This is a genomic window from Streptomyces coerulescens (genome assembly GCF_042657965.1).
Taxonomy (GTDB): domain Bacteria; phylum Actinomycetota; class Actinomycetes; order Streptomycetales; family Streptomycetaceae; genus Streptomyces; species Streptomyces coerulescens.
Genome location: NZ_JBHSKM010000002.1, coordinates 534,958 through 549,402 on the forward strand (window position 1 = coordinate 534,958; position 14,445 = coordinate 549,402).

General features: G+C 73.1%; 12 protein-coding genes and 1 pseudogene. 3 read left to right on the forward strand and 10 right to left on the reverse strand.

Annotation, left to right across the window (positions count from 1 at the left end; translation table 11 throughout):
* Positions 1-50 precede the first annotated feature (50 nt).
* Positions 51-1,286, forward strand: coding sequence for a serine hydrolase domain-containing protein (locus tag ACFPQ9_RS03915; protein WP_380846503.1), 1,236 nt, complete (start codon positions 51-53; stop codon positions 1,284-1,286).
* A 185-nt stretch (positions 1,287-1,471) separates the two neighbouring features.
* Here the strand turns inward: ACFPQ9_RS03915 and ACFPQ9_RS03920 are convergent, their stop codons facing one another.
* Genes ACFPQ9_RS03920 through ribA form a run of 3 tightly spaced genes read right to left on the reverse strand, consistent with a single transcriptional unit; the run spans position 1,472 to position 4,334 of the window.
* Positions 1,472-2,617 carry an NAD(P)/FAD-dependent oxidoreductase gene (locus tag ACFPQ9_RS03920; protein ID WP_380846506.1) on the reverse strand — a complete coding sequence of 382 codons (1,146 nt, stop codon included), beginning with the start codon at positions 2,615-2,617 and terminating at the stop codon, positions 1,472-1,474.
* A 43-nt stretch (positions 2,618-2,660) separates the two neighbouring features.
* Positions 2,661-3,632, reverse strand: a complete 972-nt coding sequence (locus ACFPQ9_RS03925; RefSeq protein WP_380846509.1) for an ornithine cyclodeaminase family protein — start codon at positions 3,630-3,632, stop codon at positions 2,661-2,663.
* Positions 3,633-3,665: 33 nt separating this feature from the next.
* The gene (ribA, locus tag ACFPQ9_RS03930; protein ID WP_380846512.1) at positions 3,666-4,334 is read right to left on the reverse strand and encodes a GTP cyclohydrolase II; all 669 of its coding nucleotides are present in this window, start codon (positions 4,332-4,334) and stop codon (positions 3,666-3,668) included.
* Positions 4,335-4,375: 41 nt separating this feature from the next.
* On the opposite strand from ribA, the gene ACFPQ9_RS03935 reads away from it, so the two are divergent.
* Positions 4,376-5,158 carry a creatininase family protein gene (locus ACFPQ9_RS03935; RefSeq protein ID WP_380846515.1) on the forward strand — a complete coding sequence of 261 codons (783 nt, stop codon included), beginning with the start codon at positions 4,376-4,378 and terminating at the stop codon, positions 5,156-5,158.
* Positions 5,159-5,313: 155 nt separating this feature from the next.
* On the opposite strand, the pseudogene ACFPQ9_RS03940 reads toward ACFPQ9_RS03935, so the two are convergent.
* From ACFPQ9_RS03940 to ACFPQ9_RS03960, 5 genes and pseudogenes are all read right to left on the reverse strand, one after another.
* A pseudogene (locus ACFPQ9_RS03940) lies at positions 5,314-6,579 on the reverse strand (lysylphosphatidylglycerol synthase transmembrane domain-containing protein); the annotation flags it as partial.
* Positions 6,576-7,670, reverse strand: coding sequence for a class I SAM-dependent methyltransferase (locus ACFPQ9_RS03945; RefSeq protein WP_380846518.1), 1,095 nt, complete (start codon positions 7,668-7,670; stop codon positions 6,576-6,578). The gene ACFPQ9_RS03945 and the pseudogene ACFPQ9_RS03940, both read right to left, overlap by 4 nt.
* Positions 7,667-8,911 (reverse strand): glycosyltransferase family 4 protein, encoded by a 1,245-nt coding sequence (locus ACFPQ9_RS03950; RefSeq protein WP_380846521.1) that lies wholly within the window; start codon positions 8,909-8,911, stop codon positions 7,667-7,669. Before ACFPQ9_RS03950 ends, ACFPQ9_RS03945 begins: the two co-directional genes overlap by 4 nt.
* Positions 8,908-9,306 carry a 6-pyruvoyl trahydropterin synthase family protein gene (locus ACFPQ9_RS03955; RefSeq protein ID WP_093747920.1) on the reverse strand — a complete coding sequence of 133 codons (399 nt, stop codon included), beginning with the start codon at positions 9,304-9,306 and terminating at the stop codon, positions 8,908-8,910. Before ACFPQ9_RS03955 ends, ACFPQ9_RS03950 begins: the two co-directional genes overlap by 4 nt.
* A gap of 152 nt (positions 9,307-9,458) precedes the next feature.
* A complete protein-coding gene (locus tag ACFPQ9_RS03960) occupies positions 9,459-10,442 on the reverse strand; it encodes a dehydrogenase (RefSeq protein ID WP_380846526.1) in 984 nt (327 codons plus the stop codon).
* 108 nt (positions 10,443-10,550) lie between these two features.
* Between ACFPQ9_RS03960 and ACFPQ9_RS03965 the strand changes: the two genes are divergently transcribed.
* Positions 10,551-11,309 (forward strand): CDP-alcohol phosphatidyltransferase family protein, encoded by a 759-nt coding sequence (locus ACFPQ9_RS03965; RefSeq protein ID WP_380846529.1) that lies wholly within the window; start codon positions 10,551-10,553, stop codon positions 11,307-11,309.
* Positions 11,310-11,397: 88 nt separating this feature from the next.
* On the opposite strand, the gene ACFPQ9_RS03970 is transcribed toward ACFPQ9_RS03965, so the two are convergent.
* Together ACFPQ9_RS03970 and ACFPQ9_RS03975 are read right to left on the reverse strand one after the other, a co-directional pair.
* Positions 11,398-12,657 carry an MDR family MFS transporter gene (locus ACFPQ9_RS03970; protein ID WP_380846532.1) on the reverse strand — a complete coding sequence of 420 codons (1,260 nt, stop codon included), beginning with the start codon at positions 12,655-12,657 and terminating at the stop codon, positions 11,398-11,400.
* Positions 12,654-14,444, reverse strand: a complete 1,791-nt coding sequence (locus tag ACFPQ9_RS03975; RefSeq protein ID WP_380846535.1) for an ABC transporter permease subunit — start codon at positions 14,442-14,444, stop codon at positions 12,654-12,656. Before ACFPQ9_RS03975 ends, ACFPQ9_RS03970 begins: the two co-directional genes overlap by 4 nt.
* Between the last annotated feature and the right edge of the window lies 1 nt (position 14,445).

Sequence of the window (14,445 nt, forward strand, 5' to 3'; positions counted from 1 at the left end):
CGCGGGGTATGCCGGAGCGCACCCTCGTCGTATGTACTCGGAGGAGAGCGATGGCACAGCTGACACAAGAGGTCGACCCGGGTGAGGTCGGGCTGGACGCGAAGGCGCTGGACCGCCTCGACCAGTACTTCGCCCACTACGTCGACGAGGGACGGCTGCCCGGCTATCTGGTGGCCGTCGCCCGCGGTGGACGCGTCGCTCACCTCACCACGCACGGCCACCGGGACCTCGCCGCCGGGCTGCCCGTCGAGGCCGACACGCTGTGGCGGATCTACTCCATGACCAAACCGGTCACCTCCGTCGCCGCGCTGATGCTGGTGGAGGAGGGCAAGCTGTCGCTCGACGACCCGGTGGACCGGCATCTGCCGGGCTTCGCGGAGCCCCGGGTGTACGTGAGCGGATCCGGCGCCGACGTGGTGACGCGCCCCGCCGACGGGCCGATAACCGTCCGGCATCTGATGACCCACACCGCCGGGCTGACCTTCGCCTTCTACCACACGCACCCCGTCGACGCCCTGTACCGCGACGCCCACCTGGAGTCGGCGGTGCTGCCGGGCTCCGACCTGGCAGGCACGGTCGACGTGTACGCGCGTCTGCCGCTGCAGTTCGAGCCGGGCACACAGTGGAACTACTCGGTCGCCACCAATGTCCTGGGCCGCGTCATCGAGGTGGTGTCGGGGCAGCCGCTGGACGAGTTCTTCGCCGAGCGGATCTGCGGCCCGCTCGGGATGACCGACGCCGGTTTCCGGGTGAGCGACGAACAGGCGGTACGGCTCGCCGAGTTGTACGGCGAGACCGAGGGCGGCGGCATCGAGCCGATCCCCGGTCTCCCGCTGCGCGGCGGCCGTCCGCGCTTCCTGTCCGGCAGCGGCGGTCTGGCGGCCTCCGCGCACGACGTCCACCGCTTCATGGAGCTGCTGCGCCGCCGCGGCGAACTCGACGGCACCCGGCTGCTGGCCCCCGAGACGGTGGACCTGATGACGTCCAACCAGCTTCCGGGCGGCGCCGATATGCGCGCCTTCGGCAGCCGCCCCGCCCACGACGAGGCCGGCAAGGACGGCGTCGGCTTCGGCCTGGGCGTCTCCGTCGTGATCGACCCCGACCGCACGAAGGCCCCGTCCGTGCTCGGCTCCTACGGCTGGACCGGGGCGGCGACGACCACGTTCTGGGTCGACCCGCGCCACGATCTGACGGTGCAGTTCATGACGCAGATGCGGCCCAGGACGTCGCACACGATGTTCCAGGACCTCAAGCGCCTCGTGCATGAGGCCCTGACGCAGGGCTGACCCGGACGCCGGTCACTGGTCCACGCGCAGGGTGAACTCCACTCCCTCCCTTCGCCCGCCTTCAGCTCCTCGAAGACGGCGTCCCACGCGCGCGGCCGGCCCTCGAGGCGCAGGGTGCCGCGCACGAAGGTCAGCGGCTTCCAGGCGTCCGGCAGCCCGTACCACCGGCCACAGATGGAGCTCGGTCATACGCGGTTGGCCTCCGGGCGCGGGGCGTCGGCCGCGAACCGGCCGGCGCTGAGCGGGCTGACGTCCACGAAGGGTACGCGGCCGAGGTACAGGTCACGGACGACCTCGCCGACGGCCGGGCCCTGGAGAAAGCCGTGGCCGGAGAAGCCGGTCGCGTACAGGAAGCGGGAGACGGAAGTCGCCTCGCCGATGAGCGCGTTGTGGTCCGGAGTGACCTCGTACAGGCCCGCCCAGCCTCCGGTGCGGCGCAGGTCGAGCAGGGCGGGGGCGCGGCGCTCCATGGCGGCGGCGAGCCTGGGGATCCAGCGGTCGTGGGTGTCGGTGGCGAAGCCGGGCCGCTCGTCGGGGTCGGACATGCCGAGGAGCAGGCCGGGGCCCTCGGAGTGGAAGTAGAGGCTGGTGGTGAAGTCGATGGTCATGGGCAGCTGGGGCGGCAGTCCGGTGACGGGTTCGGTGACCGCGACCTGTCGGCGCAGCGGCACCACCGGCAGGTCGACGCCGACCATCGCGCCGATCGCCCGCGACCAGGGGCCGGCCGCGCAGATCACCGTCTCGGTGGTGATCCGGCCCAGGGGCGTGGTCACGGCGGTGATGCGGTCGCCGTGCAGTTCGATACCGGTGACGTCGTTGTGGCGTAAGATCCGCGCCCCGTACGCACGGGCCGCGGCCGCGTAGCCGTGGACGACGGCTTCGGGGGTGCAGTGGCCGTCGTCCGGGGAGAACGCGGCCGCCAGCAGTCCGTCGGTGGTGATCAGCGGGGACAGCCGCTGTGCCTCGGCGGGGTCGATCATCCGGCTGGGCACGCCGAGGGAGTTCTGGAGCCGGACGCTCGCCTCGAACCCGGCGACCTCCTCGGGCGTCGACAGCAGGAAGAGGTAGCCGACCCGGTGCAGCCCGATGTCGTGGCCCAGCTCAAGGCCGAACCGGGCGAACGCCTGGAGGCTGCGCGCCCCGAGCTGGATGTTCAGCTCGTCGGAGAACTGCGCGCGCACTCCGCCGGCCGCCTTCGAGGTGGAGCCGGAGGCCAGTTCGTCCCGCTCGACCAGGACGACGTCCCGTACGCCCGCGCGGGCGAGGTGATAGGCGATGCTGGTGCCCATCACGCCGCCGCCGACGATGACGACACTGGCGTGGGTGTTCACGGGCGGACCCCCTCGGTCGTGGCTCCTGTCGTCGCGCGCGCGGTCACCGGCCCGCCTTCCCCGCCGCCTCGACGACGGCCCAGGCGGCGGCCGCGTCCTGGATGCCGAGGCCGACGCTGTTGTAGTAGACGATGTCGCCGGGCCCCGATCGCGGGAAGCTCTGCCCGGTGAGGACGGCGCCGAGTCCGACCAGATCCTCCGGGGCCAACGCCCCTTCGCGCAGCGCGTGCACCACGGGCCCGGCGTGCTCGGCGGCGGTGGCCGGGTCGTCGACGACGACGCTCGCGGCACGCAGCAGCACGTCCTCGTCCACCTCCCGGCGGCCGGGCTCGAACGATCCGACGCTGACCACCGTGCACCCGGGTGCCAGCCACTCCCCCTGGACGACGGGCGTCGTGCTGAGCGTGCAGGCGGCGACCAGCGACGCCCCCGTCACGGCCTCCTCGGCGGTGCCGACCGCCTCGACGGCGAGGCCCAGTTCGGCCGAGAGTTCCCCGGCGGCGCGGGAGCGGTGGCGCGCGGTCGGGCTCCACAGCCGTACGGACTTCAGCTCGCGCACCCGGGCGACGGCCCGGGCGTGGGCCAGGGCCTGGGTGCCGGAGCCCAGGAGGGCGAGGTCGGCGCTGCCGGGGCCGGCCAGGGCGTCGAACGCGACGGCGCTCGCGGCGGCCGTGCGCAGGGTCGTGATCGCCGTGCCGTCCATGACGGCGGCCAGACGGCCCGTCACCGGATCGAGCACGGTGATGACCGCGTGGACGGTCGGCAGGCCGGACGCCGCGTTGCCCGGGTTGACGCTGCCGATCTTCGCGACGGCCCCGGTGTCCGCGGACAGCCGGGAGACGTACGCGAAGACGACGCTGTCGTCGAAGCGGCTCGGGTGCATGATCTTCCCGGGCAGGTCGGCCGCGTCGGCGCCGAGCGCCGTGAAGGCCGCGCGCTGCGAGGCGATCGCCGCGTCGAGGCCGAGCAGGCGCGAGACCTGGTCTCCGGTCAGGAAGAGGACGTCGTCGGTCATTCCCTCTTCCTGTCCGGACGGGCCTCGCCGCAATCAGGACAGCTGCCCGACCGCGTCCAGATGGGGCAGGTGATGGTCGAGGCGCTCCCGCTTGGTGCGCAGATAGGTGATGTTGTTCTCGCACGGCGGGATCAGCAGCGGGACCTGCTCGGCGACCTCGATGCCGTGCTGCACCAGCGCCTCGCGCTTGCGCGGGTTGTTCGACATCAGGCGGACACTGCGCACGTCCAGGTCGTGCAGGATCCCGGCGGCTACGCCGTAGTCGCGGGCGTCCACCGGCAGGCCCAGCGCGAGGTTGGCTTCCACGGTGTCCAGGCCCTCCGCCTGGAGGGCCATCGCGCGCAGCTTGGCGAGCAGACCGATGCCGCGGCCCTCGTGGCCCCGCAGATAGACCACGATGCCGCTGCCCTCGGCGACCACCGCGCGCAGGGCGGCCGCCAGCTGGTCGCCGCACTCGCAGTGCTGGGAGCCGAAGGCGTCACCGGTCAGGCACTCCGAGTGCAGCCTGGTCAGCACCCGGTCCGTGCCTATCTCACCGTAGACGAGGGCCACTTGCTCGTCCCCGCGGTCGTGATCGAGGTAGCCGATCGCACGGAATTCGCCGTACACGGTGGGCAAGGGCGCATTCACCACGCGTTCCACACCGGAACGCTGCGTCCGCTGCGCGGACTTCTTGCCGAGGACGCCAATTTTTTCTGTCATGATTCTTCAGTTCCTAAGCAGAGACGAAAGGCCGTGAAAAGATGAGTGGTTCGCAAATGCGGCCGGCGGCACACTCGCTGGTACCGGCGGACACCACCGAAGACGTACGGACCCGAGGGGCGGGCGTCTCACGACAGGTGGCGGTCCTGCCCGTCGGAAGCTTCGAGCAGCACGGTCCGTTCCTTCCGCTGGCGACCGACACGCTGGTGGCCTGCGCCATCGCGCGCGAGCTCGCCGCCGCGCATCCGGTGCACCTCCTTCCGCCGGTGACGATCTCCTGCTCGCACGAGCACGCGGCCTGGCCGGGGACCGTCAGCATCTCCTCCGTGACCCTTCATGCGGTGATACGGGACATTGCGGCTTCGCTCCGCCGGTCGGGCGTCGACGCCCTGGTGGTGGTCAACGGACACGGCGGAAACTACGTACTGGGCAACGTCGTTCAGGAGTCCTCCGCGCGTGGTGGGCGAATGGCGCTGTTCCCGGCCCCGGAGGACTGGGAGGCGGCGCGGGTGCGGGCGGGGGTGGAGACCTCGCTGCTCACCGACATGCACGCGGGGGAAATCGAGACCTCCATCCTTCTGCACGCTCATCCCGAATTGATCCGACCCGGTTATGAGACTTCCGATTTCGTGGCGGACGACCGCCGTCATCTCCTCACCGTCGGTATGTCCGCCTATACCGATTCCGGTGTCATCGGCCGCCCTTCGCTGGGTTCCGCGGAAAAGGGGAAGCGGCTGCTGGCGAGCCTCGCGGATTCCTTCGGCGCGTATGTGTCACTGCTGACCTCCGCGGACGATTCCGTAGCGGACACGGGTGACGCCTGAAAATAGCCGTTGGGTTCCGGGTCCGCCATGGTCACGGCGGATCCGGAATCCGCGCGCAGCCCGGTGTACCAGCGGGCGACCAGGACGACGAGGCCGGGCAGGGCGGCCACGAAGCTGAGCACGCCGTACACGACGGCGACCGTGAACCCGGTGGTCGCACCCAGCCCCGCGGCCCCGAACGCCCAGGCGGTGACGCCCTCTCGGGGCCCCCAGCCGCCGACGTTCAGAGGCAGTCCCATCGCCAGCAGCGCGAGAACGGCCAGCGGCACCAGGGCGGCCACGGAGGCGTCGGAACCGGCCACGCGGGCGGCGAGCACGAACATCCCGAGGTGTCCGGCCAGTACGGCGGCCGAGGAGACGGCGACGCCCGGGCCGTTGCGGCGGGACAGCAGGGCTTCCCGGGACTCGTCGAGGGTCGTGCGCAGCGCGGAGGGCCGGCTGCGGTCGCGCCGCGAGGGCGCCCGGTTCATGCGCACGGCGGCCACGACGGCGAGCGTGCCGACCCCGGCGAACAGGATGAGCGGGGTGAGGTCGCGGGCCTGCTCCAGCACCGGCGACGGCATGGTCAGCAGCACCACGGCGCCGACGGCCGCGAGGACCACCTGGCCGGCGGTCCGCTCCAGGACGACCGCGCGGACGCCGCGTCCCATGTCACCGGCGCTCTGCCCGTGCCGCACGGCCCGGTGCACGTCGCCGAGGACGCCGCCGGGGAGGGCCGCGTTGAGGAACAGGGCCCGGTAGTAGTCGGCGACGGCGGGCCACAGCGGCAGCCGGATCCGCAGCCCCCTGGCCACCAACTGCCAGCGCCAGGCGCTGAACACGGTGGTGACGAGCCCGATGCCGAGCCCGCCGGCCAGCGCCGCCACGTCGATCCGCCGCAGCCCGTCGAGGAAGACACCGGTGCCGAGCCGCCAGAACAGCACGCCCAGGATGACGATCCCGACGGCCGTGCCCAGGTGGGTGCGGAGGGCGGGGGTGTTGAGGCGGGCGAGGAGGGCGCGGACGGCGCCACGGGGACGGGCCGGCTCGGGGACGTCCGACGTCGCAGGCGACCCGAGGTCGTCCGCCGTCGCGCGCGGCTCGGTGACGATGACGCCGATGCGGGCCGGGGAGGCCGCGGGGAGGCCCGGACGGGTCGCCGGGGCGAGCCCGGCAGCGTGCGGCGCCACGACCGGCTCGTGCAGGTCGGCGACCGTCGTCCCGGCCGGACCGTCGATGACGGCGACGCCCGCCCGAAGCGCCTCAGTGGCGTCGCCGTCCGGCCGTCCGGCCGAGCCCTCCAGCCCCGTCGGACCCGTGTGCTCCGCCCGTCCGTTCCGCTCGCCCCGGGAGGCGGCCTCGCCCTGCCGGCCGGCTCGCCGGTTCCGCAGCTCGGGACCCCGTCGCTCGGCGCGGATCCGCGTCACCGTCTCCACGGTCATGACGCTCCGCCCGTCGGTCGGCACAGCGCGAGCAGGTCGCTGTGGTGGACCACGACCCGCAGTTCGCCGGCCTGGCAGGCGGCGAGGCGTTCGGTCAGGTAGCGGTCGGCGCGCTCACGCAGTTCGGGGCGCTGCTCGACCGCCGCGCCGACCCAGCCGCGCAGCCACTGGGCGGTGAGCGCCGATTCGCCGGGGCCGAGCTTCCACGGGCTCGGCTGGACCTGCACCGTCGCGCCGTGCTCGGAGAACGCCTCGGCCGCCACCGTGATCGCGTCCGGGCCGAGCAGGCCCGAGCGCCGCTGGTGGGCGTTGAACGCCTCGGCGATCTCGTCGTCCAGCGGGTCGGACGGGGTGAGTTCCACGCGGCCCGCGACGGAGAGCGTCAGCAGCGCCGGACAGCCCGCGCCCGCACAGGCGGCGGCGAGTGCTCCGATCTCCTCGACCGTGAGGACGTCGAGGAGCGCGGACGCGGTCACCAGGGAGGCGCCCAGCAGGGCCTCCGGGGTGAGCCGGCCCACGTCGCCGCGGCGCGTCTCGACCGTGACCCGGCTGCCGTCCGCCGAGGAGCGCGGCGAGGCGACGGCGGCGAAGTGCAGGAGGTAGGGGTCGCGGTCGTGCAGGACCCAGTGCTGGGGGCCGTCCAGATGGGGCGCGAGCCAGCGGCCCATGGAGCCGGTGCCGCAGCCGATGTCGTGGATGACCAGTCCACCGGACCGGGCCGGCAGATTGGCGAGCCGGATCCGCAGCGGGTCGAGCAGGTCGTGCGCCCGCGCGGCGGCATCGGCACCCTCCCGCAGCTCCAGCCACTCGGGCGCATAGCGCGGCGGGTCGTCCGGCCCGGCGTCCCGCAGCCGCAGGGTGGCCCGCTCACCGGGCCGGACGGTGGGGCCGGCCCCGAGGATCACCGCGTCGGCATCGGACGCCGACGGTACGGACGCACCAGCCATGTCACCCTCCACCGAAACGATGTCGTCGCGCGGCCCGCTCTGCTCGTCCACGCCCGCCCCGCGAGGCGTCGAGTCCGTCGCCCCAAGCGGCCCCGGCTGGGTCGGAATCGTCCCGCCGCCCTGTGCCGTCGCCGTCTTCCTCATGCCGCCCTCCGGGGTTCGTTCGGCAGCCGGCCCAGGACCGAGGCCAGGCTGCGGGCCGTGCCGGCCCAGCCGTTCAGGGCGGCGCGCCGTCCGCGGGCCGCCGCCTTCAGCCGGCGTCGTACGTCCGCCTCGCCGAACCAGCCGCGCAGCTCGACGGCGATCGCGGCGGAGTTCTCCGGCGGCACGAGGATGCCGGGGACACCGCCGTCGGGGGCCCGGCCGACCGCCTCGGGCAGCCCGCCGACGTCCGTCGCCAGCACCGGGATGCCGCGCGCGAGGGCCTCGGTCACCGCCATGCCGTACGTCTCGGCGTAGGAGGTGAGCACCATGAGGTCGGCGGTGTTGTAGCTGGCGTCGAGTTCGGCGCCGGCCTGCGGGCCCGCCAGGATCAGCCGGTCCTCGAGGCCGTGCTTCGCGATCAGGGACCGCAGTTCGGCCACGTACCCGGGGTCCTGGTTCAGCCCGCCCACGCAGACGCAGCTCCACGGCAGGTCGGTCACCGCGGCCAGCGCCTCCACCAGCCGGTGCTGTCCCTTGCGCGGTGTCACGGCGGCCACGCACAGCAGGCGGGACACACCGTCGGTGCCGGCGGCGAGGGGCGCGATGTCGGCGCCGGGGGCGGCGACATGGACGCGCTCGGGGGCCAGGCCGTGATGGGAGACGAGGCGGCGCACGGCCCAGTCGCTGGTGGCGATCACCGCGTCGACCGCGCGCAGCACGGCGCGTTCCCGGGCGTCCAGCTCCGCGGCGACGGCGGGTTCCAGACCCGTCTCGTCGCCGAGCGGGAGGTGGACGAGGACGGCGAGTCGCAGCCGCTCCGCCTCCGGCACGATGATCTCGGGCACGCCGCACGCGACCAGCCCGTCCAGCAGGACGACCGTGCCGTCCGGGAACTCCCGCAGCGTGCGGGCGAGTTCGGCGCGGGCCTCGGCACCGGGGCGGGGCCAGCTGCCGTCCACCGCGTGCTTGTGCACCTGCCAGCCGAAGCCGGGCAGATCCAGACACACCCGCCGGTCGTAGGCGTTGCCGCCGCTCGGTGCGGCCAGGTCGTCGACGCCGCCCGGCAGGACGAAGTGCACGGAGCGCAGGGACATGGGGATGATCTCGGCGTTCTTCAGGACGGAGTGCTGCACCGGCAGATAGCCGAGCGACACCTTCTCCGTCTTGTCCAGGGTGACGTTCTTGCCGAGGGCGCCGTTCCGGTCGCGGGCCACGTTCTTTTCCAGGGTCACGTCGGTCACAGGGCACGCTCGTAACTCGCCCACGCGACATGCGACTCGTGCAGCGTGACCGTGAGACCGGCGAGGCCCTTGGCGCCTTCGCCGAGGGCGCCCTTCTCGATCCGCTCGGCGAGCCGGTCGGCGATGACCTTGGCGAGGAACTCGGTGGAGGTGTTGATCCCGGCGAAGTCGGGTTCGTTGTCGAGGTTTCTGTAGTTCAGCTCACCGACGACGGCACCCAGTTCCCGGGTGGCGAGTCCGATGTCGACGACGATGTTGTCGTCGTCCAGCTGTTCGCGCCGGAACGTTGCGTCCACCAGGAACGTCGCTCCATGCAGGCGCTGCGCGGGACCGAAGACGTCGCCGCGGAAGCTGTGGGCGATCATGATGTGATCGCGGACGGTGATGCTGAACAACGGACGACCCTCCAGGTGCGGTGCGCTCCTCATCCCCCGCTGATCGCTGCCGGGGATGTCGTGTAGTACGGCTCTTCGCTTCCCCGTGTTCAGCCGTCTCTCACTCTTTTCTCAGGTCAGGCGCTCTTGTCGTCCGGGAATGAACGAGTCCGTCAGGGGGTGTCCGTGTACCTGACGCGGTGGCAGAGGGCCGGGATCTCCCCGGAGGCGAGCTTCGGCATCACCTCGGGCAGCTCCTCGAAAGCGCTCTCCCCCGTGACGAGGGCGTCGAGTGCGGGGTCGGCGAGCAGGTCGAGGGCGAGCGCGAGCCGGTCGGCGTAACTGCGGCTGGCGCGGCGGGCCGGGGAGACGGTGCCCACCTGACTGCTGCGGATGGCGAGCCGCCGCGAGTGGAAGGCCTCGCCGAGCGGAAGGGCGACCCGCCGGTCGCCGTACCAGCTGAGTTCGACGACCGTGCCCTCGGCCCGGAGCAGTTCGAGCGACCGGTTGAGGCCCTGTTCGGTGGCGCTGGCGTGGACGACGAGGTCGCATTCGCCGAGCGCGTCCTCGGGCGTGGCGAATCCGGCGCCGAGGGCCTCGGCGACCTCGGCCCGGCGGGGATCGGCGTCGACCAGTTGGAGCCGTACGCCCGGGAAGCGTGCGAGCAGCGCGGCGACCGAGCAGCCGACCATGCCGCCGCCGACCACGGCGATCCGGTCGCCGACCAGGGGCGCGGCGTCCCAGAGGGCGTTGACGGCGGTCTCGACGGTGCCGGCGAGGACGGCGCGCGCGGCGGGCACGGTGTCCGGTACGACGGTCACGGCGCTCGCGGGGACGACGTACCGGGTCTGATGCGGGTACAGGCAGAAGACCGTACGGCCGACCAGTGCCGTCGGCCCGGCCTCGACCACCCCGACGTTGAGATAGCCGTACTTCACGGGGGCGGGGAACTCGCCCTCCTGGAACGGTGCCCGCATGGCCGCGTGCTGGCTCTCGGGGACCCCGCCGCGGAACACGAGTGTCTCCGTGCCCCGGCTGACACCGGAGTACAGCGACCGGACCAGAACCTCACCGTCGCCCGGCTCCGCGAGAGGGGTCTCCCGGATCTCTCCCTCGCCCGGGGAGCTGAGCCAGAACGCACGTGCGGCGCGGTTCATCGGGATCCTCCTGAACGATCGTGAAGTTGTGCACGTACGGAGGTGTGCACAGGTCGCGCACAGTACGCGGCCTTGATCGACTCTGTCACCTGGCCGGAGGAATGTGCGGTGGCCCTGAACAACACTTACGACGCAAGGCTGGTCCAGCAGGAGACCGCTGTGGGAGCGGGCGTGCAGATCCTGTTGCTGGCTCTGCTCGGATCGGCGATCGGCCTGGGGCCGGCGGGCTGGCTGACGGGCCTCGTCTTCGCCATCGCCACGTGGGCGCTGCTGTCGCTGGCCCTGCACCGGTCGGGGCTGCGTTCCTTCGGCCCGGCGAACCGGGTGACGTTGGGGCGCGCGACCCTGGTGGGCGGTGTGACGGCTCTGGTGGCCGACTCCTTCCAGAGCTCGCCGCCGGTCACGCTCTTCGTCGGCCTGACGGCGGTGGCGCTGATCCTCGACGGCGTGGACGGCAAGGTGGCCCGCCGCACGGGCACGTCCACGGCGCTCGGCGCACGCTTCGACATGGAGGTCGACGCGTTCCTGATCCTGGTGCTGAGCGTGTACGTCTCGATGTCGCTGGGCCCCTGGGTCCTCCTCATCGGCGCGATGCGCTACGGCTTCGTCGCCGCCGCCCGCGTGTGGCCCTGGCTCAATGCCCCGCTCCCGCCGAGCACCGCCCGTAAGACGGTCGCCGCGATGCAGGGCGTGTTCCTGCTGCTGGCGGCGTCCGGCTATCTCCCGTACGCGGCGACGTTCGCGGTGGCCGCGGTCGCGCTGGCCGCCTTGGTCTGGTCGTTCGGGCGGGACATCATGTGGCTGTACCGGACGTCCCGCACGGAGCCCGTCTCCGTGGCGGAGGTGCGGGAACTGGTGGCGTCCTGAACGCGACCGGCCGTCGGTCGTCCGCGGCACCGTGGTGGCTGGTCGCGCCCCGCGGCGGAGCCGCACATCGACACGGCCCGGCGCCCCTTCAGGGACGCTGCTGAACCGCGGTGGCGAGCCCCTGCCGGCGAGGCAGCACCCCGATCGCCGCCAGTGGTACGGCCGCCAGCACCAGCCACGGCACAGCCGCCGGCAAGCCCGTGTCCAGGAGGGTTCCCGTCGCTGAGCTCCCGATGAGGACGATCAGGCCCGAGATCGAGGACAACGCGCCCGTGTAGAGGCCGAGTCGGCCCTCCTCGGCGAGGTCGGGGATCCAGGCGCGGGCGACCGGTGCGACGAGCATCTGGCCGAGGGTGAGCAGGACGACGAAGCCGGCCGCGGGCAGCAGGGCCGACGTACCCGTCCGGTCGGCGGGGCGCGCCGCGGCGACGACCGCGAAGCCCGCCGAGATGAGCAGCAGACCGATCGCCATGGAACGGCGCAGGGTGAGCCGCTCCCCCACCCAGCGGGTGACGGGCAGCTGGGCGATCACCACCAGCAGCGAGGACAGGGCGAACAGCCAGGCGAGCGCGGACTGGGACCCGGTGGCGCGCTCCACTTCGTCGGGGAGCGCCAGGTAGAGCTGGTTGTAGGCGAGCAGATAGGCGCCGTAGGCGCAGCACAGGGCGAGGAAGCGGCGGTTGCGCAGCAGCTTCCCGAGACCACCGCGCAGCCGGACGCCGCCCCGCCCGGGTATGTGCTGCGGCAGCAGCCACGCATGTCCGGCGAGGGCGAGGACGAAGATTCCGGCGCCGGCGAGGCAGACCGTGCGGAAGTCCACCGCCAGGAGCAGCGCGCCGAGCAGCGGTCCGACGAACGCGCCCGCCTGACCGGCAACCGTCAGCAGCGCGAGCACCCGGGTGCGCGAGCCGCCGCCCGCCTCCTCCCACAGCACGGCCTGGCGGGCCACCTCGGATTCCACGGCCGGTGAGAACAGTGCGGCGGCGAACCCGATGAGCAGCACCGCCCCGATGACCGCCCATGTCTGCCTCGCGTACCCGAGCCACATGAACCCGGCGATCCGCAGCACGCACCCCGTGAGCACGACCGGCCGGATGCCGTACCGGTCGGCCAGCGCGCCGCCCACCACGAACAGCCCCTGCTGACTGAACGTCCGCAGCCCCAGCACGAACCCAACCAGCCACCCCGCCATCCCGACGGCCTGCCCCAGGTGCTCGGCGAGGAAGGGCAGCACGGCGAAGAAGCCGATGTTGAAGGCGAGTTGGGTGAGGATGAGGAGGCGCAGGAGAGGGGAAAGTCGGAGCCGGTCCGGAGCCGCCTTGCGGAGGCCCTGCGTCGACGGTCTCATCCGGCCGTCACCAACTCCCTTGGTTCCGGCTGCTTCTCGGGCACGTCCGGCACCTCGGGTGCGGCCGTGCGCTCGCGTCGCCGTATCCCTCCGGCCGCTGTCACCGCGAGTGCGCCCAGCAGGGCGAGTACGGCGGCGGGGGCGAGGACCGCCCAGGGGGCGCGCTCGGCGTAGGGCTGGTTCTCGGCGAGGAGCAGGCCCCACTCCGGGGAGGGTGGCTGTGCGCCCAGGCCGAGGAAGGCGAGCGAGGCGAGCGCGAGGGCGACGCCGGGCAGCCGGAGCAGGGCGTGCCGGGTGACGGGCGGCAGCACGGCGGGGAGCAGTTCGTGGCGCAGCAGATACCAGCGGCCGGCGCCCAGCGCGCGGGTGGCGGTCAGGTGGAGCGCGGCGCGTTCCTGCCGCAGCAGCGCCGAGGTGTGGGCGGCGAGCGGCGTCCAGGCGACGGCGGCCACGGCGAGGGCGGGCGTGCTGCTGCCGCTGCCGACGATCGCGGTGACGAGCAGGGCGACGAGGACCGGCGGCAGCGCGGTGACGGTGTCGACGACCGGTCCGGACAGCCGTGGCAGCAGGCCGAGCGCCAGCCCGGTGAGCAACGTGACGGCGGTGATCGCGAGGGCGAGGAACAGGGTGTCGAGGGCGCCGTGCGCGACCCGGGCGAGGATGTCCCGGCCGAGGGCGTCGGTGCCGAACGGGTGCGCGGCGGACGGCGCCGTGAGTCGCTCGGCGGTGTCGAGTGCGAGCGGGTCGCGGGGCAGGCCGACGGCGATGACGGTGACGAGCAGACCGACGTAGACGAAGGGCAGCAAGCGGTGGGCGGGCGGTGCCGGCCGGTGCAGGGACGGCAGCGCGCCGTCGCGCAGGGCCGGGCCGATCAGCAGACGGGTGAGCAGGTGGGCCGCTCCGGCGGCGACCGCGGCGAGCAGGACGAGGGCGATGGTGCCGGCCTGGAGAACGGGCAGGTCCTGGGCGAGCGCGGCCTGGAGGGTGGTGCGGCCGAGGCCGGGGATGTCGTAGATCTGCTCGACGGTGACCGCTCCGCCGGTGATGCCGACGACGAACAGGCCGGTGTTGGGGAGCAGTCCGGGCAGGCAGCGTCGCAGGGCCTGCCGGGCGACCGTGCGGCCGGGCAGTCCGCGTGCGGTGGCGGCCGTCGCCCAGGGCTCGGCGAAGGCGCCGGGCAGCAGGTCGTCGAGGAGCCGGCCGAGGACGGCCCCGGCGGGCAGGCCGAGGGCGAGGGCGGGCAGGATCGTCCACCGGAAGCCGTACCAGCCGAGCGCGGGAAGCCACCCCAACTGCACACCTACGACGGTGGCGAGGACGGACGCGGTGAGGAACTCGGGCAGTGCGGCGAGGAGCGCGGAGCCGCTGCCTCCGGCCCGCCGACCGTCGAGCCGCCGCCGCGCCCCGAGCCACAGGGTGCGGGCGCAGATCAGCGCGGCGGTGCCGACGGCGACCGCGAGGGCCACCGCCATCAGCAGCAGGGACACACCGAGGGCCTGGAGCACGGCGGGCGTGACCTCGCTGCCGGAGATCCACGACCGGCCGGCGTCCCCGCGCCACAGCCCGCCCAGCCAGTTTCCGAGAAGATCCAACGAGCCCTGGTCCAGGCCGAGTTGGGCACGGATGTCCGCCAGCACCTCGGGCGTCGGGTCACGGTCCGCCGACCGGGCCTTGAGGACGGTGAGCGCCGGGTCGGTGTGCGACAGCCAGGGCAGTACACCGATGGCGGTGATGAGGACCGCCGCGATCCCGACCCGCCACAACAAGGTGGCACTGCGCTGCCCCATG